The organism is Streptomyces sp. SKN60 (assembly GCF_026236535.1).
Taxonomy (GTDB): Bacteria; Actinomycetota; Actinomycetes; order Streptomycetales; family Streptomycetaceae; genus Streptomyces.
In genome coordinates, this window is record NZ_JAHTMW010000033.1 from 26,001 (window position 1) to 49,559 (window position 23,559).

General features: G+C 74.6%; 21 protein-coding genes. 9 read left to right on the forward strand and 12 right to left on the reverse strand.

Annotated elements, in window-relative coordinates; genetic code table 11:
* Nucleotides 1-44: 44 nt before the first annotated feature.
* On the reverse strand, nt 45-569 hold the full coding sequence (locus KV205_RS34175; RefSeq protein WP_265868865.1) for an ATP-binding protein: 525 nt from the start codon (nt 567-569) through the stop codon (nt 45-47).
* Nucleotides 570-775: 206 nt separating this feature from the next.
* Nucleotides 776-1,111, reverse strand: a complete 336-nt coding sequence (locus KV205_RS34180; RefSeq protein ID WP_265868867.1) for a hypothetical protein — start codon at nt 1,109-1,111, stop codon at nt 776-778.
* Nucleotides 1,112-1,341: 230 nt separating this feature from the next.
* Between KV205_RS34180 and KV205_RS34185 the strand changes: the two genes are divergently transcribed.
* Entirely contained in the window at nt 1,342-2,460 is a 1,119-nt protein-coding gene (locus KV205_RS34185; protein WP_274711180.1) for a PLP-dependent cysteine synthase family protein, read from the forward strand.
* Here the strand turns inward: KV205_RS34185 and KV205_RS34190 are convergent.
* From KV205_RS34190 to KV205_RS34200, 3 genes are read right to left on the reverse strand one after another with little or no spacing between them, the layout of a single operon-like run.
* On the reverse strand, nt 2,420-2,920 hold the full coding sequence (locus tag KV205_RS34190; protein ID WP_265868869.1) for an SRPBCC family protein: 501 nt from the start codon (nt 2,918-2,920) through the stop codon (nt 2,420-2,422). The two genes, KV205_RS34185 and KV205_RS34190, sit on opposite strands and share 41 nt — an antisense overlap.
* A 53-nt stretch (nt 2,921-2,973) precedes the next feature.
* Nucleotides 2,974-3,423, reverse strand: a complete 450-nt coding sequence (locus KV205_RS34195) for an SRPBCC family protein (RefSeq protein ID WP_265868870.1) — start codon at nt 3,421-3,423, stop codon at nt 2,974-2,976.
* Nucleotides 3,420-4,340, reverse strand: coding sequence for a DeoR/GlpR family DNA-binding transcription regulator (locus KV205_RS34200; RefSeq protein ID WP_265868871.1), 921 nt, complete (start codon nt 4,338-4,340; stop codon nt 3,420-3,422). The genes KV205_RS34195 and KV205_RS34200 overlap by 4 nt, the downstream gene beginning before the upstream one ends.
* A gap of 168 nt (nt 4,341-4,508) precedes the next feature.
* Between KV205_RS34200 and KV205_RS34205 the strand changes: the two genes are divergently transcribed.
* Complete coding sequence (locus KV205_RS34205) at nt 4,509-6,929, forward strand: hypothetical protein (RefSeq protein ID WP_265868872.1); 2,421 nt, start codon at nt 4,509-4,511, stop codon at nt 6,927-6,929.
* Here the strand turns inward: KV205_RS34205 and KV205_RS34210 are convergent.
* From KV205_RS34210 to KV205_RS34230, 5 genes are all read right to left on the reverse strand, one after another.
* On the reverse strand, nt 6,899-9,319 hold the full coding sequence (locus KV205_RS34210; protein ID WP_265868873.1) for a right-handed parallel beta-helix repeat-containing protein: 2,421 nt from the start codon (nt 9,317-9,319) through the stop codon (nt 6,899-6,901). The two genes, KV205_RS34205 and KV205_RS34210, sit on opposite strands and share 31 nt — an antisense overlap.
* A 201-nt stretch (nt 9,320-9,520) precedes the next feature.
* Nucleotides 9,521-10,141, reverse strand: a complete 621-nt coding sequence (locus KV205_RS34215) for a hypothetical protein (RefSeq protein WP_265868874.1) — start codon at nt 10,139-10,141, stop codon at nt 9,521-9,523.
* Nucleotides 10,142-10,292: 151 nt separating this feature from the next.
* Complete coding sequence (locus KV205_RS34220; RefSeq protein ID WP_265868875.1) at nt 10,293-11,138, reverse strand: MOSC domain-containing protein; 846 nt, start codon at nt 11,136-11,138, stop codon at nt 10,293-10,295.
* Between the two features lie 37 nt (nt 11,139-11,175).
* On the reverse strand, nt 11,176-11,718 hold the full coding sequence (locus KV205_RS34225) for a DUF6643 family protein (protein ID WP_265868876.1): 543 nt from the start codon (nt 11,716-11,718) through the stop codon (nt 11,176-11,178).
* Nucleotides 11,719-12,150: 432 nt separating this feature from the next.
* Nucleotides 12,151-13,326 (reverse strand): glycosyltransferase, encoded by a 1,176-nt coding sequence (locus KV205_RS34230; protein ID WP_265868877.1) that lies wholly within the window; start codon nt 13,324-13,326, stop codon nt 12,151-12,153.
* Between the two features lie 58 nt (nt 13,327-13,384).
* Between KV205_RS34230 and KV205_RS34235 the strand changes: the two genes are divergently transcribed.
* The 7 genes from KV205_RS34235 to KV205_RS34265 all read left to right on the forward strand — a co-directional run bounded on the left by KV205_RS34235 (nt 13,385) and on the right by KV205_RS34265 (nt 21,305).
* Nucleotides 13,385-14,173: a glutamate racemase gene (locus tag KV205_RS34235; RefSeq protein ID WP_265868879.1), complete on the forward strand. Its 789-nt coding sequence runs from the start codon at nt 13,385-13,387 to the stop codon at nt 14,171-14,173.
* 59 nt (nt 14,174-14,232) lie between these two features.
* Complete coding sequence (locus tag KV205_RS34240) at nt 14,233-14,808, forward strand: hypothetical protein (RefSeq protein ID WP_265868880.1); 576 nt, start codon at nt 14,233-14,235, stop codon at nt 14,806-14,808.
* 170 nt (nt 14,809-14,978) lie between these two features.
* Nucleotides 14,979-16,616 carry an apolipoprotein N-acyltransferase gene (gene lnt, locus KV205_RS34245; protein WP_374214767.1) on the forward strand — a complete coding sequence of 546 codons (1,638 nt, stop codon included), beginning with the start codon at nt 14,979-14,981 and terminating at the stop codon, nt 16,614-16,616.
* A 64-nt stretch (nt 16,617-16,680) separates the two neighbouring features.
* Complete coding sequence (locus KV205_RS34250) at nt 16,681-17,163, forward strand: NUDIX domain-containing protein (protein WP_265868881.1); 483 nt, start codon at nt 16,681-16,683, stop codon at nt 17,161-17,163.
* A 55-nt stretch (nt 17,164-17,218) separates the two neighbouring features.
* The gene (locus KV205_RS34255) at nt 17,219-18,052 is read left to right on the forward strand and encodes a 3-hydroxybutyrate dehydrogenase (protein WP_265868882.1); all 834 of its coding nucleotides are present in this window, start codon (nt 17,219-17,221) and stop codon (nt 18,050-18,052) included.
* A 106-nt stretch (nt 18,053-18,158) separates the two neighbouring features.
* Nucleotides 18,159-20,048: a GAF domain-containing protein gene (locus tag KV205_RS34260; protein ID WP_265868883.1), complete on the forward strand. Its 1,890-nt coding sequence runs from the start codon at nt 18,159-18,161 to the stop codon at nt 20,046-20,048.
* Between the two features lie 57 nt (nt 20,049-20,105).
* Nucleotides 20,106-21,305 (forward strand): CaiB/BaiF CoA-transferase family protein, encoded by a 1,200-nt coding sequence (locus tag KV205_RS34265; protein WP_265868884.1) that lies wholly within the window; start codon nt 20,106-20,108, stop codon nt 21,303-21,305.
* A gap of 15 nt (nt 21,306-21,320) precedes the next feature.
* Here KV205_RS34265 and KV205_RS34270 read toward each other — a convergent pair whose 3' ends face one another.
* Nucleotides 21,321-22,394: an AI-2E family transporter gene (locus KV205_RS34270; protein ID WP_265868885.1), complete on the reverse strand. Its 1,074-nt coding sequence runs from the start codon at nt 22,392-22,394 to the stop codon at nt 21,321-21,323.
* A gap of 140 nt (nt 22,395-22,534) precedes the next feature.
* Entirely contained in the window at nt 22,535-23,479 is a 945-nt protein-coding gene (locus KV205_RS34275; RefSeq protein ID WP_265868886.1) for a serine/threonine dehydratase, read from the reverse strand.
* Nucleotides 23,480-23,559 lie beyond the last annotated feature (80 nt).

A 23,559-nucleotide genomic window follows, 5' to 3' on the forward strand; every position in this document is an offset into this window, starting at 1 on the left:
CGTCGTCGACGCGGCGCGCTCCGGTCCCGTGCCGTTTGCTCCGGTCAGCGCGCCGCCGACTCCACCAGGCCCGGCGCGCCGAGCGGTACGGCGTCGACCAGCGGGCCGTCGGTGGTGGCGCCGTGCACGGCGCGCAGCTCCGGGAGGACGGCGACCGGGGAGGACGGTGCCTGGAGGGTGAACCAGACGCACTTGCCGGACTCGCCGTGCGGGCGCACGCCCCAGCTCTCGCTCATCGCCTCGATGATGGCGAGGCCGCGGCCCGAGGTCGCGAACTCGTCCTCGTCGGCGGCCGGTTCGGCGACGCCCGGTATCCGGGGGTCGTTGTCGCGGACGGAGACGGTGAGGCGGTCGAGCAGCAGCGCGATCTCGACGGTGCACGTCTTGTCGGGCTGCGCGTGCCGGTGGACATTGGTCAGAAGCTCGGTGACACCGAGCGCGGCAAGGTCGATCAAGGAATCGAGATGCCAGTGGCGCAGCTGCGCCGTAACGATTCTGCGGACCTGACCGATCCGCGCCGGCAGAGCCTGGAGCTCCACCGTGCAGTACCTGCTGGGCTCGCTGATCACGGCTGCGACTCCCCGAAGTAGGTCCGGAAGAAGACGAAGATTCGGATCTGTCATGCGGTATAGCAGGGCGGTGGGCTGGATCGCAGCGTCACCGCTCGGAAACCCTCAGTGAGGTGGTTCCAGCCTGAACCAGTGGTGACCGGGTCGCAACTCGCGGCGATCCGCCGCAGGTCAGAGATGGTGGAGCGGGCTCTTGGGCGTCCGCGTCAGTGGTGTCGGCCGTGGCCGGTGGCCTTCTTCAGGGCCTCCAGGAGGCGTCCGGAGCCCGAGAGCCGGTAGCGCGTGCCGTTGACCGTCGCCACCGCCTCGTCGTCCTTGGCGAACCACGGGCGGCCCGCCCGGACCGTACCGAGCGGCGCGCTGTCGATCTCGCTGCCGTAACTCGTGAGCAGCGAAAGGCGCCCGTCCTCGATCCGCACCTCGCCCGCGCGGGTCAGCGAGCGGGGCCAGCGGTCGATGCGTACCCCCGTGGCCGTGAACTCCGGCTCCGATCCGGGCCCGGACCCGTGCTTCGATTCGGGCATCGACTCGCGCTCCGACATGGTGCTCCGCCCCCTTCGCGCAGGCTGTCCTTCCCCAGTGTGCCGGGCGGCGCCGCCGTGCACCAGCAGGCCGTCCACAAGGGACTCCTATGGACCCTCAAAGGGAACGTTTGCCCAGGTGAGAGCGGTATTGTCGGTGGGTGGGGAACACCCGTGGACACCCGCCACGACCCGCCACGAGCCTTCCCGCCGGACACCCCCGCGGGCACCGTGAGAAGAGGCAGACGCGCATGACCAGCACCATTGGCCCCATGGCCACCGTCGATGTCGACCGCAGCGACCCCGGCTACCGGTCCTGGCTCAAGGAGGCCGTGCGCAAGGTGCACGCCGACGCGAACCGCTCGGCCGACACCCATCTGCTGCGCTTCCCGCTGCCGGAGAGCTGGGGCATCGACCTCTATCTGAAGGACGAGTCGACCCACCCCACCGGCAGCCTCAAGCACCGGCTCGCCCGCTCGCTCTTCCTCTACGGCCTGTGCAACGGCTGGATCCGCCCCGGCGCGCCCGTCATCGAGGCCTCCAGCGGCTCGACCGCCGTCTCCGAGGCCTACTTCGCCAAGCTGATCGGCGTCCCCTTCATCGCCGTCATGCCGCGGACCACCAGCCCGGAGAAGTGCCGGCTCATCGAGTTCCACGGCGGCCGCTGCCACTTCGTCGACGACTCGCGCACCATGTACGAGGAGGCCGCCGCCCTCGCCGAGCGCACCGGCGGCCACTACATGGACCAGTTCACCTATGCCGAGCGGGCCACCGACTGGCGCGGCAACAACAACATCGCCGAGTCCATGTACCAGCAGCTGAAACTGGAGCGCTATCCGGAACCCGCGTGGATCGTCGCCACCGCCGGCACCGGCGGCACCTCGGCCACCATCGCCCGCTATGTGCACTACATGCAGTACGACACCCGGATCTGTGTGGCCGACCCGGAGAACTCCTGTTTCTTCGACGGCTGGGTGCACGAGGACCCCGACGCCACCGCCGACTGCGGCTCGCGCATCGAGGGCATCGGCCGGCCCCGCATGGAGCCGAGCTTCGTGCCGGGTGCCGTCGACCGCATGATGAAGGTGCCGGACGCGGCCAGCGTGGCGGCGGTCCGCGCCCTGGAGGACGCCATCGGCCGCAAGGCGGGCGGCTCCACCGGCACCGGCCTGTGGAGCGCGCTGAAGATCGTCGCCGAGATGGTCGCCGAGCAGCGCACCGGCAGCGTCGTCACCCTGATCTGCGACCCGGGCGAGCGCTACCTCGACAAGTACTACTCGGACGACTGGCTGGCCGCCCAGGGCCTCGACATCGCGCCGTACAGCGCCGCTATCGACCGGTTCCTGGCGACGGGTGCCTGGCCGGAGTGAGCCGCCGGTCCAGGTTGCGCATCGCGTCCCGGAAGGACTTGCCGACGCCGGGCCGGGCGAGCCGCAGGGCCAGCCGGCACGGTCCGTTGCCGTCCACGGCCATCGTCCAGCGCACCCGGGTGCCGTCCGCCGCGGGGGAGAGCAGCCACTCCTCCAGGAGCGCGGTCAGACCCGGGGCGTTGGTCCGGTCGATCCGGTACGCGTAGCGCGCGGCCGGGTCGCTCGCCAGGATCGTCTCGCGGAACTCGATCCCGCCGCGCAGCCGGATCGTCCGCCCGGCGCCGCCGTCGGTCGGCGTCGCGGCGGCCACCGCGGTGAACCACGCGGGGGTGCTGCCGAGTTCCACCGCGAGCGAGCGGTACACCGCCGCGGGCGGGGCGGCGAGGTCGGCGGAGAAGACCAGGCGCAGGGGCGCGGACTCGGCGAAGTCGAGCTCCACCGGCCGGAGTCGGCGCTGCATGGCCGAACCTCCCGTCTCGGGGTCGTGGGCCCACCACCGTAACTGACAACCCGTCAGTGACGCAGCAGTCCGTCGAGCGCCCGTCCGAACACCCACCGGCCGACCACAGCGAACACCGGGTCGAGAACCGGGTCGCACACCGACGGCACGCCCCGCAGACGCAGCTCCTCGGTCCACACCACCCGGCTGCCGCCCGCCGCCGTCCCGGTCACCTCGAACGCGGCCCGGCCGAGCACCACCCGGCCCCGCTTCTCCAGCCGGCACACGCCCGTACGACCCGGCGCGGGCGGGGCGAACACCACGACCTCCATCGGGTCGTCGAAGCCGAACCGGCCGATTCCGGTCCGCGCCGTGAAGCGGGTGCCCACCCGGTTCGGGCCGGGCGTCAGGACGATCGTCCGGGTGAGCGGCACCCGCGCGCCGTGCGCCGGCCAGTCCGTGAGCCGCCGCCACACCTCGTCCGGCGCCGCCGCCACGGTCCGCTCGATCCGGAACCGGCTCACTCCGGCGCGCCCCCGTACGCCCCGCCGTCGCCCTCGTGTTGCCCGGAGTGCTCCTCCGCCTCCGGGTCCTCGCCGTCCGGGTGGTCCGCCTCGGGGTCCTCCTCGCCCGCCACCACGAGCCCCGGCAGATGCTCCGCCATCTCGGCCCGCACCCGCGGCGACACCCCCCGATCCGTCACCAGCGCGTCCACCTCGTCCAGCGCGGCGAAGGAACTCAGGCCCACCGTCCCCCACTTGGTGTGGTCCGCGACCACCACCACCCGCCGCGCGGCCTGTACGAGACGCCGATTGGTCTCCGCCTCCGCAAGATTGGGCGTGGACAGACCGGCCTCCACCGAGATGCCGTGCACCCCGAGGAACAGCGCGTCGAAGTGCAGCGAGCGGATCGCCTGGTCGGCCACCGGGCCCACCAGCGCGTCCGACGGCGTGCGCACCCCGCCGGTCAGCACCACCGTCGCCGCGCCCGGCCGCGCCTCGCCGCCCGCGCCCGCCTGCTGCGCCTCGTGGAACACGTCCGCGACCCGCACCGAGTTCGTCACCACGGTCAGCTCCGGCACGTCGAGCAGCTGCCGGGCCAGCGCGTAGGTCGTCGTACCACCCGAAAGAGCGATGGCCGTGCCGGGCCGCACCATCCGCGCCGCCGCCCGCGCGATCTCCTCCTTCGCGCTCAGTTCGAGCACCGACTTCGCCTCGAAGCCCGGCTCGTGGACGCTCGCCTCGACCACCGGGACCGCGCCGCCGTGCACCTTGGCGACCATGCCCTGCCGGGCCAGGGCGTCCAGGTCCCGGCGGACGGTCATGTCGGAGACGTTCAGCCGGCGGGTCAGCTCGTTCACCCGTACACCGCCGCGCCGGCGCACCTCGTCGAGGATCAGCGCGCGTCGCTGTTCCGCCAACAGGTTCTGATGGTCACTCACCGCCGGGGCCGGTCCTTTCCGAAGGAATGGGGGAACAGAGGAGGAAGGGCGTCGGATTCGGTGAGGACGGCCCCGTCGTGGGCGGCCGTCCGCGATCCTGGGAACCGCCGGACCCTCCGGCCCGGTCCTCCACGGCAGATCCTCCCATCAAGAGAGCGAGTCACCGAAGTGTCCCCTGCCACACCCGACCCGGAGAACGGGGGTGCGGCGCTCGAACTCCTCGTCCACGGCGTGGGCGGAGCCACCCCGGCCGACATGCTGGACGACCCGCGCACGGTGCGGGTCACCGGTGACCGGACGGCCGCCGTGTTCCGCCGCAGGGACGACGTCGACGCCGAGGAGCACCCCGAACGCCACGCCGAAGGACCCGTGCCCGAGGCCTACTGCTGGTCCAACCTGACCTCCGGCAACGGCACCCGCGCCCTGTGGCTGCTGCTCCTGCCGTTCATGGTCGCCAACCTCGCCCACTGGATGCGCCCGCCCACCGAGGGCCGCCCCCGGCTGCTGCGCCTCTACGGCGTCCTCGTCCGGCTCGTCGCCCTCACCCTCACCGTGCTGCTCACCGCCGCCGCCTGCGAGGTCGCCCTCGATCTGACGGCCTGGCAGTGCGCGGGCTCCGCGGGCTGCGCCGGGCAGCGCTCCTGGCTCGGCTTCCTGTCCGCCGAGCGGGCCGGCTGGTGGTCCCAGCCCGGCCGCCGGCTCGCGCTCGCCGCGCTCGTGCCCGCCGCCCTCGTCGGCCTGCTCTGGTACCTGTCCAACCGCACCTGGAGCGCGTACGAGGCCCAGCGCCCGCCCACCGGTTACGACGCCGACCCGGACGCCGAGCCGGCCCCGGCCCCCTCCGCCGACGGCGACACCGAGGCCGCCGACACCACGACCCCCGCCCCCGCCACCCCGGTCGAACTCCGGCCCGCCCTCGGACGCCCCGGCTTCTGGTACGGCCGGAGGCTCGTCGCCCGGCTGCGTGCCGCGCACACCGCCGCCGGGTTCCTCACCGTCGCCACCGTCCTCGCCGCCGCCGCGGCGGCCCACGACCACCGGTCCGGCGCCGGCGGCGCGCAGGAACTCCTCGGCCGGCTGCTCCACATCGCCCTCGGCGTCCTCGCGTGCGTCGTCCTGTGGGTGGTCTGCCGCCGCGGCCGCAGCGAGCACCGGCTCGACCTGCGCATCGAACGCGCCCTGGTCTCCTGGCTGCCCGCCACCGCGCTCCTGCTGCTCGCCCTCACCGCCGTCCACACCGGCTGGTCCCGCCCCGACTGGACCTCCACCGGCACCCTGCCCGGCACCGGCCTCTTCGGCGGCCTCACCCTCGCCCAGGGCGGCCTGGTCGTCGCCCTCGCCGCGGTCGCCCTGCTGCTCCACAGCCCCCGCCGCGACCCCCGCACCGCCCTGTACGGGCTCGGCGGCCCCGCCACCGCCATGCTGGCCTGCGCCCTCGGCGGCGTCATGTCCGGCGGGGTCGCCCAGCGCGTCGCCGACTGGCTCGACGGCGCGGGCACCCCCGGCACCGGCGACGGCCCGATCACCGGACCGCCCGTGCTCCTCAGCTGGCAGGCCTCCGTCATCCCGGTGCTGCTCCTGCTGCTCCTCGCGCCCAGCGCGCTGCTCGTCGCCCGCACCGTGCTCGCCGGCCGCCGGCTCCGCCCGGTCGTCGACGCCGCCTACCGGCAGACCAACCCCGACCGGCTGCGCACCGACCAGATCGCGGCGAGCCGGGCACGCGCCGCGCTCACTGACTCCGCGCCCGTGCTGATCGGCGTGGTCTCCGGTGCCACCCTGCTGCTCGGCGCCGCCTCCGTGGCCGGAGCCTGGGCCAGCGGAAACGTCCCCGGACGGGCCTTCGACGGCGCCCACCCGGCCGTCGCCTCGGTCGCCACCGCCGCCCAGTCCCTCGGCTCCTGGATGATCGGCTTCGGCTTCCTGCTCTTCGTCACCCTGGGCCGCCGCGCCTACAAGGACCGCTCCGCGCGCCGCACCATCGGCATCCTCTGGGACGTCGGCACCTTCTGGCCGCGCGCCGCCCACCCCTTCGCCCCGCCCTGCTACGCCGAGCGGGCCGTCCCCGACCTCAGCTGGCGGATGAGCTCCTGGACCCGGCAGACCGGCGGCCGCCTGGTCATCTCCGGCCACTCCCAGGGCAGCGTCCTCGCCGCCGCCGCGGTCTGGCAGCTGCCGCCCGCCACCCGCGGCCGGGTCGCCCTGCTCACCTACGGCTCGCCGCTCGAACGCCTCTACGGGCGCTGGTTCCCGGCCTACTTCGGCCCCGAGGCGCTGCGCGGCCTGCACCGCACCGTGCACGGCTGGAGCAACCTCTACCGGGCCACCGACCCCATCGGCGGCCCCGTCCGGGTCCCGGCCGAGGGCGACCGGCCGGACGTCGACCGGCCCGAACTCCTCGACCCCGTCGCGTACGGCCGCACCCGCGAACACCCGCTGCCCGAACCGATCCTGGGCCACTCCGACTACCAGGCCGACCCGGCCTTCGCCGCCGCCCGCGCCGCCCTCCTCGACCGGCTGCCGCCCGCGCTGCCCCGGCAGCGCCACAACACCAGGCCCGCTCAGGGGAGTTCGGGAAGATCCTCGGGATAGAGCAGGGTCAGGTCGTCCGTGCTCGGCTCCGCGAGCGCGGCGACCCGGCCCGCGTGCCGCTCCACCATCGCTTCGAAGGTCTGGCGCGCGGTGCGCCCGTTGCCGAAGGTGGGGCCCTTGGGCAGCTCGGCGAAGTACTTCACCAGGGCCTCGCCGCTGCCCTCCGCCAGCCGGTACTCGTGGTCCTCGGCCTGCTGCTCCACGATCCGCAGCAGCTCCTCCGGAACGTAGTCCGAGAAACTGATGGTCCGTGAGAAACGCGAGGCCACACCGGGGTTGACGGTGAGGAAGCGCTCCATCTCCGCCGTGTAGCCGGCGACGATCACCACCACCGCGTCCCGGTGGTCCTCCATCAGCTTCACCAGCGTGTCGATCGCCTCGCGCCCGAAGTCCCGCCCCGAGTCCTCCGGCGCGAGCGCGTACGCCTCGTCCACGAACAGCACGCCGCCGCGTGCCCGGTCGAAGGCCTCCTGGGTGCGGATCGCCGTCGAGCCGATGTGCTCGCCCACCAGGTCGACCCGGGACACCTCGACCAGATGGCCCCGCTCCAGCACCCCGAGGGCGGCGAGCACCTCGCCGTAGAGCCGCGCCACCGTCGTCTTGCCGGTGCCCGGGTTGCCGGTGAAGACCAGATGGCGGCGCGCGGACACGGCCTTGAGCCCCGCCTCCTGCCGCCGCCGCCCCACCTCGATCATGTTGGTCAGCGTCCGCACCTCGTGCTTGACGCTCTCCAGGCCCACCAGCGCGTCCAGTTCGCCCAGCACCTCCTGCGAGGACCGCGAGGCCGCCGGCTCCGGGACGGCCGGTGCCGGGACCGGCGCCACGGCGGGGGAGCGCGGCGCGGGCACCGTGCCGAGCAGCCCGCCCGTCGACTGGGTGGCGGTGAGCACCCCGCCCGGCTCCGCCGCCGCCGGGCCGCGCACCTGGCTCCCGTCGCTGGTGCACTCCTCCGCGACCGGGCCCTCCTCGGGGAACTCGTAACCCCCGCGCGAGCAGCGCTCCGTACGGCACTTGCGCAGCGTCGTACGGCAGCCGTCCATCACATGGAAGCCGTAGCCGCCGCTGCCGGTCACCCGGCAGCCCAGGAAGGAGCCGCGGCCCTCCGCCGACACGTAGAAACCGGCCTCGGCGGGCGAGGTGACCGTGCACCGCTCGATCGTCGGGTCCGCGCCCTTGGTGACGATGACCCCGGTCTGCACCGCGTCGATCGTGCAGCCGCCGAGCGTGCCGCCGCTGCCGTGGTCCCGGAACCAGGCGCCCGTGGACGCCTCCCGGATCCGGCAGTCGTCCAGCTGCGCCGTGGCGCCGTCGCTCACCGACACGGCGGTGTTCCGCACCTGCGACAGATCGCTGTCGACGACGTCCGCGCGCGAACCCCGGTCGAGGACGAACAGCGCGTCCGGCACGTCGTGCACCCGGCAGGCGTCGAGCACCGCCGCCGCGCCGTCGCTCACCCACACCGCCGGATAGTCGCCCGTACTGTCGTGGATCTCGCACTGGTTGGCGTCCACCCGGGTCCCCGGGTCCCACACCGAGAGCCCGTTGCGCCCGAACCGCCGCACCGTGGACCGCGTCAGCGTCAGGACCGAACGGGACCGCAGGTCCACCGCGTTCTCCGGCACGTCGTGGATGTCGCAGTCGGACAGCGTCAGTACGGCGTCGGTGTCCAGGGTGATGCCGTCGGCCGAGGTCCGGTGCACCGTCGAGTCCGTGAGGTGCGCGGTCGCCCGGGACGCGATCTGCAGCCCGGCGCCCTTGATCTCGTACACCTCGCAGCCGATCCCCTCCAGGCCGCTGCCCTCGCCGGTCACCGCGATCCCGGCGCCCGAGGCGTGGTGCACCCGGCAGCGCTCGAGCCGCGGATGCCCGCCGCCGCGCACCGAGACCCCCGACTGCCCGGCGGAGACGATCTCGCACTCCTCGAACACCCCGCCCGCGCCGTCGAGTACGGCGAGCCCGACCCCGGCCGGATTGTCGACGGTGCAGCGCCGCACCGTCGGGCGGGCCGCGCCCCGCACCTCGATCCCGGCCGCCGACCTGGTCACGATCCGCAGGTCGAGCAGCTCCGGCGTGCCGTCCTCGACGAGCAGCGCCGGCGCCGCCGCGTCCTGCCCCTCGATGTGCAGCTCCTGGAGCGTGGCCGAGGCCCGTACGGTCAGCGGCACGCCGTCGGCGGGCGCGATCCGCACCGAGCCGGCCGACCCGTCGCCGCCCCGCAGGGTGACGGCCCGCCGGATGACGAGGTTCTCCCGGTAGGTGCCCGGGGCCACGGTGAGGACGTCCCCGTCGCCCGCGGCCTCCAGGGCGGCGGCGAGGGAGGGATACTCGCCCGTGCGGCGCCGCCACCGCGACGTACCGGTGTGCGTCACCTGGACCGTGCCCTGTGCCATGGGTGTGCTCTGCCCCCACCTCGTGCGTCGACGCTGTGCCTGCTGCTCTGCTGCTCTGCTGCTGCTCGGACTGCCGGAGCGGGCCGGTGCGAAGACCGGGGCCGGGATCCGATGCCCCACCGTAGCGCGCGCGGCGCCGCCGGGTTGACGGGTCGCCCGGCTCCCCGTCGCCGGGTTCCGTCGCCGGGTTCTGCCGCCAGGTCAGCTGCCCGTCCCCGTACGCCCCCAGTCCGGACCGACCTGGGCCCAGGCGCGGTCGAGACGCGCGTACCGCCGCCGCATCAGCCGGTGTACGACGAGGCGCCGGGCGGACTCGACCAGGAAGGCGGAGAGCAGCGCCACCGTCAGTCCGGCGATCAGCGCGTGCGCGCGGGCGGTGTCCGGGTGCATCGGCGGGGTGACCGCCCGGCCCGTGCGGTCCGTCCACAGCGGGAAGACGGCGCCCGCGTGCGCGTGGTCCCGGGACGTGGTCACCGTCCCGGTGCGCGCGCTGCCGTCGGGCGCCGTCCAGCGCGCCACCACGGCGGGCCGCAGCGGCTCCTCGGCGCCCGGCTCCGCGTTCCGGTCGGCCGCGGATTCGGCTTCGGCGGGGGTGTCGGCGGTGCGCACCACCTGGGCCACGGTCGGCACCCGTTCCCGCTGCTGCAGGCGTACGGAGTGCTGCAGCGAGGTGTTGGCGGAGACCCCGGCGGCCCAGCCGGCCGCCGGCACGGCGAGGAAGAGCAGGAACGCGGCCATGACCGCGACCCAGGCCTCGACCAGGTCGGTGGTCCGGCGCAGCGGATTGTGCCGCCAGCGCCAGAGTCCCGTGGCTGCACGCACGCTCCGCACCCCCTCGTCTCGTCGGCCGCCCGCGAAGGGACACTCGGCGGTTGCCGCTCTTCCAACGAGTGTCCCCCCGGGGTGGGTTCCGCGCCTCTCGGGAGGAGTTTCGGCCGATGTCGGGGCGGCGGAGGGTGTGGGACCGCTGGGCTCAGTCGAGGATCTTGACCGGGTCGCCGACCCGGACCACGCCCCGGTGCTCGGGGACCAGGTTCTGGCCGAAGAGCAGCTGGTTGTTCCGCGCGCGGTGCCGGGCCAGGGTGCGCAGCGGCTCCTTGCCGCGCCGGCCGGTGCCCTGGTCGGTGGTGGTCACCACGCAGCGGGCGCACTCGCGGGCGACCCGGAAGACGACGTCGCCGACGGCGATGCGCCGCCAGCCGTCCTCGGCCCAGGGCGCGGTGCCGTCGACGACCAGGTTCGGCCGGAACCGGTTCATCGGCAGCGGGCCCTCGTCGGCGTGGTCGCCCTGTGCGATCAGGGAGTTGAGGGCGTCGAGCGAGGAGGTGGTGGTGACCAGGAGCGGATAGCCGTCGGCGAAGCTGACGGTCTCGCCGGGCAGCGCGAAGTCGGGGTCGACGGGCCGGCGGCGGGCCGGGTCGTCCATGTGGACGAGCCGCACCGGGCTGTCCAGATAGGCGGTGAACCAGGCGTCGGCGGCCGGATCGGCGGGCACGGCCCGGACCGTGGTGCCGAAGACGTCCACCGGGATCGTCCCGGTCTCGTCGTCGGCCGTCTCCACCGGTGCCGGTGCGCGTACGGTCAGCGGCTCGAGGCCGGGTCCGGAGAGGGTGATGGAGCCGTCGGGCAGCAGTTCGGCGGAGGCCAACGCCAGCCGTGCGTGCTGGCGTTGGGTCACGACCTTCCCCGCGGCGTCGACCGTGGCCCAGCGGCGGTCACCGGCCAGTCCCCATGGCTGGACCTCCGCCTCCGCGGGGGCGAACCCGCGCAGTGCCTTGACCGGGTGGACATGGACGGAGCGCAAGACAGGATTCGGCATGCCCTCATCCTGCCAGTTGCTCCGCCGGGTCCGGAGGTCAGTATCCGCGGCCCTGGTAGGGGCGGTTGTACGGGTCGTCGTACGGCGCGGGGGCCGGTGCCGGCGCGGGGCGCGGCGCCGCCGGGCGCATCGCCTCGTATCCGCCGGCCATCGGGCGCGGCTGCTGCGGCGCCTGCGGGCCCGGGTAGCCGCGCGGGGCGGTGGGCTGCTGCGGGATGTAGGGGGTGGGCGCGGGCTGCAGTGGCACCGGGGCCATCAGCTGGGTGGCCGGGGCGGGCGCCATGTGCTGCGCGGGCTGCGGGTAGCCGTAGCCGCCGGCGTGGCCGTGACCATGGCCGTAGGCCGGGGCGGGGGGCTGCGGGGAGGGCGCCGCCGGGAGGGCGGGCAGGGCCGCGGGCAGCGCCGGCAGATAGCTGCCGCCGCCGGCGTAGCCGTGGCCGGTGTCGTACGCGGAGGGCACTCGGATCGGGGCGATCTGAGGCGTGCCCCGTTCTGCGACGAGGGAGTCGTAGATCGGGGTGTCGGGGAACGACGGCGCGGTGTAGTAACCGCCTCCGTAGGTGGAGCGCGGGGAGGTCATGGCCATAAGTTAAGCCCACGATGTGCTGGATGGGGAGACCGATAAGCGGGTTGTTTGACGGGTTCGTTGAGACCGCCGATCGGCAATGTGAGCGAACCTGGCAAAAACGGTCGCCCGGCGCGTCCAAGATCTTGAAAAACCCGAGATGGGGAGGGGTTACCCGCGGGTCGGGAAGGGTAGCGGGGGCTCTCGTTCCGGGGTGCGCGTCAAGGAATCCTGACGCGTGCGGCGCCGGAAGTTCACGGAAGCTACATGTCCGGCGCGCGGAATTGGCGGGGTGTTCGGTAACTCCGGAGACGGGAATGTCGTGAACCCGTCACCGTGTCGTCGCTGCGCGTGTCGGAAAAGGCGGGCGGTGGTGCGGAGTTCACCCGCTCGTTTATGTGCATGGGGCAGTGATTCCCCCGGGGGGGCGGGTGTGCCGGGGGGAGGTCAGCGGTCCGGGGCCGCCTCGGGGCGCGCGTAGGTGCGTCCCTTCCAGGCGGCGCCCCGGCCCCGGTAGTGCTGGACGGCCGAGTCCACCGTCATCAGCAGATAGAGCAGCGCGGTGAAGGGGAGCAGCGGCGCGAGCCACGGCGGCTGCCGGTAGTAGCGGAGCATCGGCAGATACGTGCCCGCCATCACCGCCCACGCGAGCCCGCCCGCCCAGGCCGCCGCGGCGTCCCCGGAGAGCAGCCCGGCGACCAGCGTGCCCGGCGGCGCCAGATAGACCAGGGCCAGACCCGCGACCGTCCCCGCGAGCAGCAGCGGGTTGTGCCGCAGCTGCGCGTAGGCGCTGCGCGACACCATCCGCCACAGATCGGCGAGCCGCGGATACGGACGGATGCTGTCCACCCGCTCGGCGAGCCCCAGCCACACCCGGCCGCCCGCCCGGCGCACCGCCCGGGCCAGCGACACGTCGTCGATCACCGCCTGCCGGATCGCCGTCGGCACCCCGGCCCGCTCCGCCGTCTCCGCCCGCAGCAGCACACAGCCGCCGGCCGCCGCCGTCGCCAGCGGCCGGCGCCGGTTGATCCAGCGGAAGGGATAGAGCTGGCAGAAGAAGTAGACGAAGGCCGGCACGACCAGCCGCTCCCAGCCGCTCGCCACCCGCAGCCGCGCCATCTGCGACACCAGGTCGAGCCGGTGCCCGGTCGCCGCCTCCACCAGGAGCCGGAGACTGTCCGGCTCGTGCGCGATGTCCGCGTCCGTAAGGAGCAGGAATTCGGGTCCACGCGCGCGTGCCAGCGCCATGCCGTGCCGCAGCGCCCACAGCTTGCCCGTCCAGCCCGGCTCCGGTTCGCCCGGCGAGACCACCGTCAGCGGCAGCCCGCCGTGACAGGCGCCCAGCTCGGCCGCGAGCCGCCCGGTGCCGTCCGAGCTGCCGTCGTCCACCAGGATCACCTCGGCCCGCCCCGGATAGTCCTGGGCGAGCAGCGACGGCAGGCTCAGCGGCAGCACCTCGGCCTCGTCCCGGGCCGGCACCACCACCACGACCCCCGGCCACCGCGCCGGGGCCCCGGCGGGAGCGGGCAGCCGCTGGTCGGTGCGCCAGAAGAAGCCCTGGCCCAGGAGCAGCCACCCCCAGACGGCCAGAGCGGCGATCGCGATCCACGCAAGCGGGCTCATTCGCCGCAGTCTGCCCCAGATCGCCGGGGAAACAAGGGCGGTCGGCTAGGGTGACCGGGTGAAGATCGCACTGATGGACTCCGGAATCGGCCTGCTCCCGGCAGCGGCGGCGGTCCGCCGCATGCGGCCCGACGCGGACCTCGTGCTGTCCTCCGACCCCGACGGCATGCCCTGGGGCCCGCACACCCCCGAGGAGATCACCGAGCTCGCCCTCGCCGTCGCCCGGGCCGCAGCCGCGCACGAGCCCGACGCCCTGATCGTCGGCTGCAACACCGCCACCGTGCACGCCCTGCCCGCGCTGCGCGCCGCGCTCGAGCCCCGTATCCCGGTGATCGGCACCGTGCCCGCGATCAAGCCCGCCGCGGTCGGCGGCGGCAAGGTCGCCATCTGGGCCACCCCCGCCACCACCGGCAGCCCGTACCAGCGCGGACTGATCCAGGAGTTCGCCGGCGGCGCCCACGTCACCGAGGTGCCCTGCCCCGGTCTCGCCGACGCCGTCGAGCACGACGACGCCGATGCGGTACGCCGGGCCGTCGCCGCGGCGGCCGCGCTGACGCCCCCGGACGTCCGGGCCCTCGTCCTCGGCTGCACCCACTACGAGCTCGTCGAGGAGCAGATCCGGGCGGCCCTGCCGCGGGCCGAGGGGCAGCCGGAGCTCGTTTTCCACGGCTCCGCCGGGGCAGTCGCCGCACAGGCGCTGCGGCGGATCGGTGCCGAGGCCGACCCCGCGGCGGCCCCCACGGGCGGCCTGACCGTGCTGCACAGCGGCCGGCCGGGCGCGCTCACCCCGGCCGCGCTCGCCTACGCGCAGGGTCGCGTCCTCGCGGCGGCGGCCGTCGCGCACTGAACGTGTCCGGACGGCTCCGCCGAGGCGCCGCGACTGCGGAACGTGCGTAGGCTGTCACCATGAGGGACCACTCCCAGAACCCGGGTCCCGAGGGACCCGCAACCCCGGTCTGGACCGGTCGCGCGACCAACCGGCTGCAATGGCTGCCGGCCGTCGGCGGGGGCGCCTGCCTCGCGCTCGGCGTGCTGCTCGCCGTCCAGTCGCCCTGGGCATCGGGCGACGCCCCGCTCCTGATGGCCGTCATCGGCTGCATCGCCGCCGGTCTCCTCGTCCTCTTCGGCACCCTCGCCTTCGTCCACGTCGCCGTCCGGGTCGACCACCGGGCGATGGAGGTGCGCTGCGGCCACATCGGCGTCCCGCGCCGCCGCATCCCCCTCTCCCACGTGGTCGGCGCCGACTTCGCCCCCTCCGTCACCCCGCGCCAGTGGGGCGGCTGGGGCTACCGCTGGCGCCCCGAGAAGGGCACCGCCGTCGTCGTCCGCCGGGGCGAGGGCCTGGTCCTGCGCCTCGGCGACGGCCGCACCTTCACCGTCACGGTCGACGACGCCGAATCCGCCGTCCGCGCCATCCGCACCCTCCTCCACCGCGCCTCCCCGCCGACCCCGACGGCTCCGACGGGCCCGGCGGGCGCCTGAGCGGGCGGGGGCGCCCGTGGGGGACGCGTTGCCGGGTGCCGAGCCGGTCGGCGGGTGTGCTGTACGGCGTGCCGGTCCCGTACCGTCCGTATGGCGTGCGATGCGCCGCAGGGGCGCGGGGGGCGGGCCGCGCTCCTGGTGAGGGCGCTTCGCGCCGTAGACTCCGGCACGTGAGCACCGCCATCGCACCCGCCGACGCGCCCGAGTCCACCCCCGCCCCGGAGCGGGCCCGCGGTCTGCGGCGGCTGCTGCGGCCCGGCGCGGCCGTCGTGGCCGGGCTGATGCTCTTTCTGAGCTTCCCGCCCCGGCCCCTGTGGTGGCTGGCGCTGCCCGCGTTCGCGCTGCTCGGCTGGACGCTGCGGGGCCGCCGGCCGCGGGCCGGGTTCGGTCTCGGCTATCTGGCCGGCCTCGGCTTCCTGCTGCCGCTGCTCGTGTGGACCGGCGAGGAGGTCGGGCCCCTGCCGTGGGTCGCCCTCGCCGCCGTGTCGGCCCTCTTCGTCGGTGCCGTCGGCCTCGGCATCGCCCTGGTCTCCCGGCTGCCCGCCTGGCCGGTGTTCGCCGCCGCCGTGTGGGTGCTCGGGGAGGCGGCACGCGCGCGCGTGCCGTTCGGCGGCTTCCCCTGGGGCAAGATCGCCTTCGGCCAGGCGGACGGCGTCTTCCTGCCGCTCGCCGCCGTCGGCGGCACCCCGGTGCTCGGCTTCGCGGTCGCCCTGTGCGGCTTCGGCCTGTACGAGGTGCTGCGCCTGGTCCTCGCCCGGCGCGCCGCGGCCCGTACCCGTACCGAAGAGCAGGAGGCCGCTCCGGCCCCGACCACCGCGCGCGGGCCGCTGCTCGCCGCCGCGCTCGCCGTCCTGGTGCCGGTCACCGGCGCGCTCGCGGCGCTCCCGCTGGTGTCCGACGCCCCGGAGGACGGCACCGCCACCGTCGCCGCCGTGCAGGGCAACGTGCCCCGCCTCGGCCTGGACTTCAACTCCCAGCGGCGCGCCGTCCTCGACAACCACGCCAACCGCACCCGCGAGCTCGCCGCCGCGGTGAAGGCCGGCAAGGAGCCGCAGCCCGACTTCGTGCTGTGGCCGGAGAACTCCTCCGACATCGACCCGTACGCCAACGCCGACGCCTACCAGGTGATCGACGAGGCGGTCCGGGAGGTGAACGCGCCGACCGTGATCGGCGCCGTCATCGCCCCCGAGACCGGCAAGCTGCGCAACACCCTCATCCAGTGGAACCCCGGCAAGGGCCCGGTCGCCGAGTACGACAAGCGGCATGTGCAGCCCTTCGGCGAGTACATCCCCATGCGCTCCTTCGTCCGCCTCTTCAGCAGCGACGTCGACCGGGTGCGCCGCGACTTCGGGGCGGGCGGCAAGGTCGGCGTCTTCGACCTGGCCGGTACGAAGGTGGGCCTCGCCACCTGCTACGAGGCGGCCTTCGACTGGGCGGTCCGGGACACCGTGACCCACGGCGCCCAGCTGATCACCGTGCCCAGCAACAACGCCACCTTCGGGCGCAGCGAGATGACCTACCAGCAGCTCGCCATGTCCCGGGTGCGCGCCGTCGAGCACAGCCGCAGCGTGGTCGTCCCGGTCACCAGCGGCGTCAGCGCGATCATCCGGCCCGACGGCACCGTCGTCGCGAAGACCGAGATGTTCACCCCGGACGTGCTCGTCGAGAAGGTGCCGCTGCGCTCCTCGCTGACCCCGGCGACCCGGATGGGCACCCTGCCCGAGGCGCTGCTCGTCGCGGTCGCCGTGGCCGGTCTCGGTTGGTCGGTGACCCGCTCGGTGCGCGCCCGGCGTGCCCGTACCGCCTGAGCACCGCGGACCGGAGCGAGCCGCAGCGGACCGGTCCCGGCCGTAGATGATCTAGGGTCGAACCATGGGCACCCCTGACTTCATCCGCGACATCCGGGCCTCGGCCGGCCACCAGCTGCTGTTCCTGCCGGGCGTCTCCGCCGTCGTCTTCGACGACCGGGGGCGCGTGCTGCTCGGGCGCCGGGCGGACACCGGGATGTGGGCGATCGTCGGCGGCATCGTCGAGCCCGGCGAGCAGCCCGCCGCCTGCGCCGTGCGCGAGGTGTACGAGGAGACCGGCGTGCACTGCGAGGTGGAGCGGGTCGTGCTCGTGCAGACCCTGCGCAAGCCGGTCGTCTACCCCAACGGCGACCAGTGCCAGTTCCTGGACGTGTCCTTCCGCTGCCGGGCCGTCGGCGGCGAGGCCCGGGTCAACGACGAGGAGTCGACCGAGGTCGGCTGGTTCGAGCTGGACGCCCTGCCCGAGATGAAGCGCTTCTCCCACTTCCGTATCGAGCAGGCCCTGAAGGACGAACCCACATGGTTCGACCCCAGCCACCAGGGCTGAACTATGTGTGCGGCGCACATCGGTCGGGGGTGGGGCGCTTCATAAGGTGCGGAGCATGAACGCCCCCATCGCCACGGGACCCGTTCCCGACCGGGCCGTCGCGCCCCGGCCCGCCCCCGGGTCCGTCACCCTCGACCTCTCCGGGCGCACCGCGCTCGTCACCGGCGCCGCCGGCGGCATCGGGCGCGCCTGCGCGCTGCGGCTCGCCGCCGCCGGAGCCCGGGTCAGAGCCGTCGACCGGGCCGCCGAAGGCCTCGACGCCCTCACCGAGGCGGCCCGGGGCCTGCCCGGCGCCGTCGAGGCGCGGCTGCTCGACCTCACCGACCTCGACGCCGCCGAGGCCGCCGCCGCGGGCGCCGACATCCTGGTGAACAACGCCGGGCTCCAGCTCGTCCGGCCCCTCCACGAGTTCCCGCCGGAGGTCTTCCACACGGTCCTCACCGTGATGCTGGAGGCCCCGTTCCGGCTGATCAGGGGCGCCCTGCCGGAGATGTACGCACGGGGCTGGGGCCGGATCGTGAACATCTCCTCCGTCCACGGCCTGCGCGCCTCCGCCTACAAGTCCGCCTACGTGGCCGCCAAGCACGGCCTGGAGGGCCTGTCCAAGACCGCTGCCCTCGAAGGCGCCCCGCACGGCGTGACCTCCAACTGCGTCAGCCCCGGCTATGTGCGCACCCCGCTCGTCGAGCGGCAGATCGCCGACCAGGCCGCCGTCCACGGCATCCCCGCCGAGCGGGTGCTGACCGAGGTGCTCCTGAAGGACTCGGCACTGAAGCGGCTGATCGAGCCCGACGAGGTCGCGGAGGCCGTGCTGTACCTGTGCACCCCGCAGGCCTCCTTCGTCACGGGCGCCTCGCTCGCCCTCGACGGGGGCTGGACTGCCCACTAGGCTCCGCCGGCCGGAGGCCTCGCCCCGCCGGGCACCGCCGCGTTGTCCACAGGGGGTTGTCCACAGGGCTGGTGCGACCCCCGGTACGGCAGGTATCCCTGTGACCATGACCCACGAACAGGCCGTCTACCTGGAGCTCCTCGCCCGCGGCGCCGCCACCGAGGCGTACGACCGCCCCGTGCTGCTCGCCCGCGCGAGCGGCACGGGACCGGACGAGCTGGCCGAGCTGGAGCGGACCAAACAGCTCGCCCTGCGGGTCCGCGCCGAGCTGGAGGGCCGGCGCCGCCGCGAGGCCGAGCTGTCCGCGCTCTTCGAGACCGCCCACGACCTGGCCGGCCTGCGCGACCTCGACGACGTGCTGCGCGCCATCGTGCAGCGCGCCCGCTCCCTGCTCGGCACCGAGGTCGCCTACCTCAGCCTCAACGACCCGGTGCGCGGCGACACCTACATGCGGGTCACCGAGGGTTCCGTCTCCGCCCGGTTCCAGCAGGTCAGACTCGGCATGGGGGAGGGGCTCGGCGGCCTCGTGGCGCAGACCGCCCGGCCCTACGTCACCGACGACTACTTCCGGGACGAGCGCTTCCAGCACACGGAGGCCATCGACAGCGCCGTCGGCGACGAGGGCCTGGTCGCCATCCTCGGCGTGCCGCTCACCCTCGGCAGCCAGGTCATCGGCGTGCTCTTCGCCGCCGACCGGCGCGCCCGGGTCTTCGAGCGCGAGCAGGTCGCCCTGCTCGGCTCCTTCGCGGCGCACGCCGCCGTCGCCATCGACACCGCCAACCTGCTCGCCGAGACCCGCTCCGCGCTCGCCGAGCTGGAGCGGGCCAACGACATCATCCGCGAGCACAGCGGCGTCATCGAGCGGGCCTCCGAGGTCCACGACCGGCTCACCGAACTCGTCGTGCGCGGCGGCGGCGTCCACGACGTGACCGCCGCCGTCTCCGAAGTCCTCGGCGGCACCGTCGAGTTCGTCGAGGAGCGGCCAGGCCCCGCCGCCCACACCGAGGGGCACGCCACCCGGGACGGCGACGACTGGATCGCCGCCGTCTCCGCCGGAGGCGAGAGCTTCGGCGCCCTCGTCCTGTACGACCGGCCCGGCCTCGACCCGGTCGACCTGCGCACCCTGGAGCGGGCCGCCCTCGTCACCTCCCTGCTGCTGCTCGCCCGCCGCTCCGCCGGCGAGGCCGAGCAGCGGGTCCGCGGCGAGCTCCTGGACGACCTGCTCGACGCCCCCGACCGCGACCGGCGCCTGCTGCGCGAGCGCGCCGCCCGGCTGTACACCGACACCGACGCCCCGCACGTCGTCCTCGCCGCCCGCGTCGACGGGGCCGGCGCCGGCGGGGAGAGCGACAGCGGCGGACGGGAGAGCGCCGACCGGCAGCGCCTGCGCTCCGCCGCCTCTCACCTGGCCGCCACCCGCCACGGCCTGGCCTCCGCACGCGACGGCGGCACCGTCCTGCTGCTGCCGCTGGGCCCCGGCGAGACCGCCGCCGAGCTCGCTCGGCAGACCGCCAGGCACCTCGGCGGCGCGCTCCACGAACCCGTCACCGTCGGCGCCTCCGCCCCCGTCACGGCGCCCCTCGCCCACCCCGACCGGGTCGCCCCCGCCTACGAGGAGGCCCGCCGCTGCCTCGACGCCCTGCGCCTGCTGCACCGGCCGGGCGAGGGCGCCGCCGCCGAGGACCTCGGCTTCCTCGGGCTGCTGCTCGCCGACACCCGGGACATCGAGGGCTTCGTCGAGCGGACCGTCGGGCAGGTCGTCGCCTACGACCGGCGCCGCGGCACCGACCTGGTGCGCACCCTGGACGCCTACTTCGCCAGCGGCATGAGCCCCGCCCGCACCAAGGACGACCTCCACGTGCACGTCAACACCGTGGCCCAGCGCCTGGAGCGGATCGGCCGGCTCCTCGGACCCGACTGGCAGGCACCCGCCCGCGCCCTGGAGATACAGCTGGCCCTCCGGCTGCACGCCCTCTCCTCGGCCGTCATACGCTGACGGCGCCCCGCCCGACCCCCGACCCGCCCCCGCTCAGCGCACCCAGGAGACCGCCCGATGCCCGGACGTCCCGCAGACCTGCCGCTCACCGGCATCACCGTCGTCAGCCTCGAACAGGCGGTGGCCGCCCCCTTCGCCACCCGCCAGCTGGCCGACCTCGGCGCCCGCGTGATCAAGGTCGAGCGGCCCGGCGACGGCGACTTCGCCCGGCGCTACGACACCACCGTGCACGGCGAGTCCAGCTATTTCGTCTGGCTCAACCGCTCCAAGGAGTCGCTCACCCTCGATCTGAAGACGGACGCGGGGCGCGAGGTGCTGGAGCGGCTGCTCGCCCGCGCCGACGTCTTCGTGCAGAACCTCGCCCCGGGCGCCGCCGACCGCCTCGGGCTCGCCCCCGACGCCCTCGCCGAGCGCTTCCCCTCCCTCATCCCGGCCGGCCTCTCCGGCTGGGGCACCAGCGGCCCGTGGTCCGAGCGCAAGGCCTACGACCTGCTCGTGCAGTGCCAGACCGGCCTGGTCTCGCTCACCGGCAACGAGCACGGCACCGCCCGCGCCGGGATCTCCGTCGCCGACATCGCCGGCGGCATGTATCTGTACAGCGGCATCCTCACCGCCCTCTTCACCCGCGCCACCACCGGCCGGGCCCGGGCCGTCGAGGTCTCCCTGTTCGAGGCGCTCGCCGAGTGGATGCACCAGCCCGCCTACTACACCCGCTTCGGCGGCACCCAGCCGCCGCGCATCGGCACCCGGCACGCCACCATCGCCCCCTACGGCGCCTTCACCGCCGCCGACGGCAAGGACGTGCTGTTCTCCATCCAGAACGAGCGCGAATGGGCCGCCCTGTGCGAGCGGTTCCTCCAGCGGCCGGAACTCACCGACGACCCGCGCTTCGCCACCGGCTCCGAGCGGGTCGCCCACCGCGAGGAGCTGGACGCCCTGGTCGCCCGGCGGTTCACAGAGCTGGACAGCGCCGCCGCGGGCCGGATCCTCGACGAGGCCGGCATCGCCAACGCCGGCGTCAACGACATGGCCGCGTTCCTCGACCACCCGGTGCTCGAAGCGCGCGAGCGCTGGCACGACGTACGGATACCCGGCGGCACGCCCGTACCCGCGCTCCTGCCGCCCGTCGACCTGGCCGGCACCGCACCGCGCATGGACCCCGTCCCCGGCATCGGCGAACACACCGACGCACTGCTCGCCGAACTCGGTTACGGGGCCGCCGACATCGCGGCGATGCGCGCCGCCCACGCCGTCTGACCTCCCGCCTCACCTCTACTCCCGGAGGGCCCGTTCGGCCGCCCGGGCCTCGCGCAGGGAGGTGTGCACCGACCAGACCACCGAGACCAGGGGGACGGCGACGACCGCGCCCACCATGCCGGCCGCGATCGAGCCGGCGATGACGGAGATGGCGACGACCAGGGGGTGGAGGCGCACCGCCCAGCTCATCACCAGGGGATGCAGCAGATGGCCCTCGATCTGGCCGATCACCACGATCAGGGCGATCACGATCGCCGCCACCAGCGGGCCCTTCGACGCGAGGGCCACGACGGCGGCGATCGCGAGGGCGATGGGCGAGCCGATCAGCGGGATGAAGGCCGCCGCGAACTCGAGGAGGGCGAGCGGTACTGCGAGCGGCACGCCGAGCAGCCAGAGGGCGAGGCCGACGAGGACGGCGTTGATCGCCGCGACGAGGACGATCCCGTGGGTGTAGCCGGTGAAGGTGCGCCAGGCCGCGCGCCCGCCGATCTCCGTGTGGGACCGCACCGACGCCGGCAGCTGCTCGCGGAACCAGGACCACTGGCGGTCGCCCGAGTGGATGAAGAAGACCGAGCTGAACAGCGCGAGCGCGAGGGTGGTCAGCACCTCGACCAGCCGGCCGGCCCCGCTCAGCGCCTGGCTGAGCAGGGTGGAGCGGTGGCTCGACAGGTACTGCCCGACGCGTTCCTGCACATCGGTGAGCGCCTGGGGGTTCAGCCGGAACGGCGGCTGCTCCAGCCAGTGCTCGATCCGCCCGACGCCGTCCCGGAACTCCCGCACCAGGGTCGTCCGCTCGCCCGCGACCGCCTCGCCGACCAGCGCCAGGATCCCCAGGACGAGCGCGATGCTGCCCAGGAGCGTCAGGGTCACCGCCAGCGGGCGCGGCAGCCCGCGGGCCACGAGGTCCGCCACCGGCCGCAGCAGCGCGGTGATCACCAGGCCGAGGAATACCGCCACCCCGATCTCGTGGAACCGCCCGAGCACCGCGAAGAGCCCGTAGACGAGCGTGCCGACGACCAGCAGCCGCCACGCATAGGCGGCGGCCGTTCGGAGAAAGGGGGCGACCGCGGGTGGCGAGCCTGGCTGCATGGGCTCGACGTACCACCCCCGCGCCGGCCGGCAACCCCCCGGCCCGCACATTCCCCCGACCGGACCCGGAGCCAACCCGGACCCGACCGGCCGGCCCCGGACCGGGCCGGACCCGACCGCGACCGGCGTCGGACCGTCCGTCACACCACCAGGTCCGAGGGGTCCGTGTTGGCCCCGCACAGGACCACGCAGACCTTCTCGCCGCGCTCCGGCCGGTAGCCGCCGCCCGTCAGCGCGGCGAGGGCCGTGGAGGCGGCGTGCTCGACGACGAGGCGCCGTTCGTCCCACAGCGCCCGCCGCGCCCGGACGATCTCCGCGTCCGGAACGAGCAGGGTGCGCACCCCGTCGTGCCGGGCCGCCGCCAGAGCAGCCCCCGAGATCCGCCGGGCCCCGAGCGAGTCCGCCGCGACCGAGTCCACCGGCACGTCGACCGGGGTCCCCGCGGCGAGCGCCGCGTCAAGGGCCCGGCAGTTCTCCGGCTCCACCGCCACCGTCCGGATGCCGTGCTCGCGCGCCGCCGTCGCCACGCCCGCGAACAGCCCGCCCCCGCCGACCGACACGACCACCGTGTCCAGGCCGGGGATCCGGTCCCGGATCTCCTCCAGGAGGGTGCCCGCGCCCGCCGCGATCAGCGGATGATCGTACGCGTGCGAGGCCAGCGCCCCGCTCTCCGCCGCGTACGCCTCGCAGGCCGCCAGCGCCTCCGCGTACTCCGTACCGACCAGCCGCACCTCCGCCCCGTACCCGCGCAGCCGCTCGACCTTCACCCGCGGCGCCGTCTCCGGCAGGAACACCGTCGCCCGCACGCCCGCCTGCCGGGCCGCCCAGGCGCAGGCGAGCCCGGCGTTCCCGCCGGACGCGATCGTCACGCCCGCCCCGGGGAGGGTGCCGGACTCGCGGTGCGCCTGGAGGAAGTTGCGGGCGCCGCGCGCCTTGAACGAGCCGGTGTGCTGGAGGAATTCGAGGGCGAGGAAGAGCTCGTGGCCCGCCTCCTCGTCTCCTGCGGGGGCGATCGCGACGGGGCGGACCCGGTCCGCGACCCGCTCGACGGCCGCCTTCACGTCTCCGTAACTGAGGGTCTGCACGGTGCTGCTCCTGGGACGGTGGGTCGGGAACGTTTCGGTACGGCACGGACGATCATCGCACCCGCCGGCCTCCCGGACCC

Coding starts and splice junctions, on each gene's coding strand:
- KV205_RS34180 (WP_265868867.1), bottom strand. CDS start 1,111: ATGTCGGAGCGCGAGTCGATGCCCGAATCGAAGCACGGGTCCGGGCCC.
- KV205_RS34185 (WP_274711180.1), top strand. CDS start 1,342: ATGACCAGCACCATTGGCCCCATGGCCACCGTCGATGTCGACCGCAGC.
- KV205_RS34190 (WP_265868869.1), bottom strand. CDS start 2,920: ATGCAGCGCCGACTCCGGCCGGTGGAGCTCGACTTCGCCGAGTCCGCG.
- KV205_RS34210 (WP_265868873.1), bottom strand. CDS start 9,319: ATGGCACAGGGCACGGTCCAGGTGACGCACACCGGTACGTCGCGGTGG.
- KV205_RS34220 (WP_265868875.1), bottom strand. CDS start 11,138: ATGCCGAATCCTGTCTTGCGCTCCGTCCATGTCCACCCGGTCAAGGCA.
- KV205_RS34225 (WP_265868876.1), bottom strand. CDS start 11,718: ATGACCTCCCCGCGCTCCACCTACGGAGGCGGTTACTACACCGCGCCG.
- KV205_RS34230 (WP_265868877.1), bottom strand. CDS start 13,326: ATGAGCCCGCTTGCGTGGATCGCGATCGCCGCTCTGGCCGTCTGGGGG.
- KV205_RS34240 (WP_265868880.1), top strand. CDS start 14,233: ATGAGGGACCACTCCCAGAACCCGGGTCCCGAGGGACCCGCAACCCCG.
- KV205_RS34250 (WP_265868881.1), top strand. CDS start 16,681: ATGGGCACCCCTGACTTCATCCGCGACATCCGGGCCTCGGCCGGCCAC.
- KV205_RS34255 (WP_265868882.1), top strand. CDS start 17,219: ATGAACGCCCCCATCGCCACGGGACCCGTTCCCGACCGGGCCGTCGCG.
- KV205_RS34260 (WP_265868883.1), top strand. CDS start 18,159: ATGACCCACGAACAGGCCGTCTACCTGGAGCTCCTCGCCCGCGGCGCC.
- KV205_RS34265 (WP_265868884.1), top strand. CDS start 20,106: ATGCCCGGACGTCCCGCAGACCTGCCGCTCACCGGCATCACCGTCGTC.
- KV205_RS34270 (WP_265868885.1), bottom strand. CDS start 22,394: ATGCAGCCAGGCTCGCCACCCGCGGTCGCCCCCTTTCTCCGAACGGCC.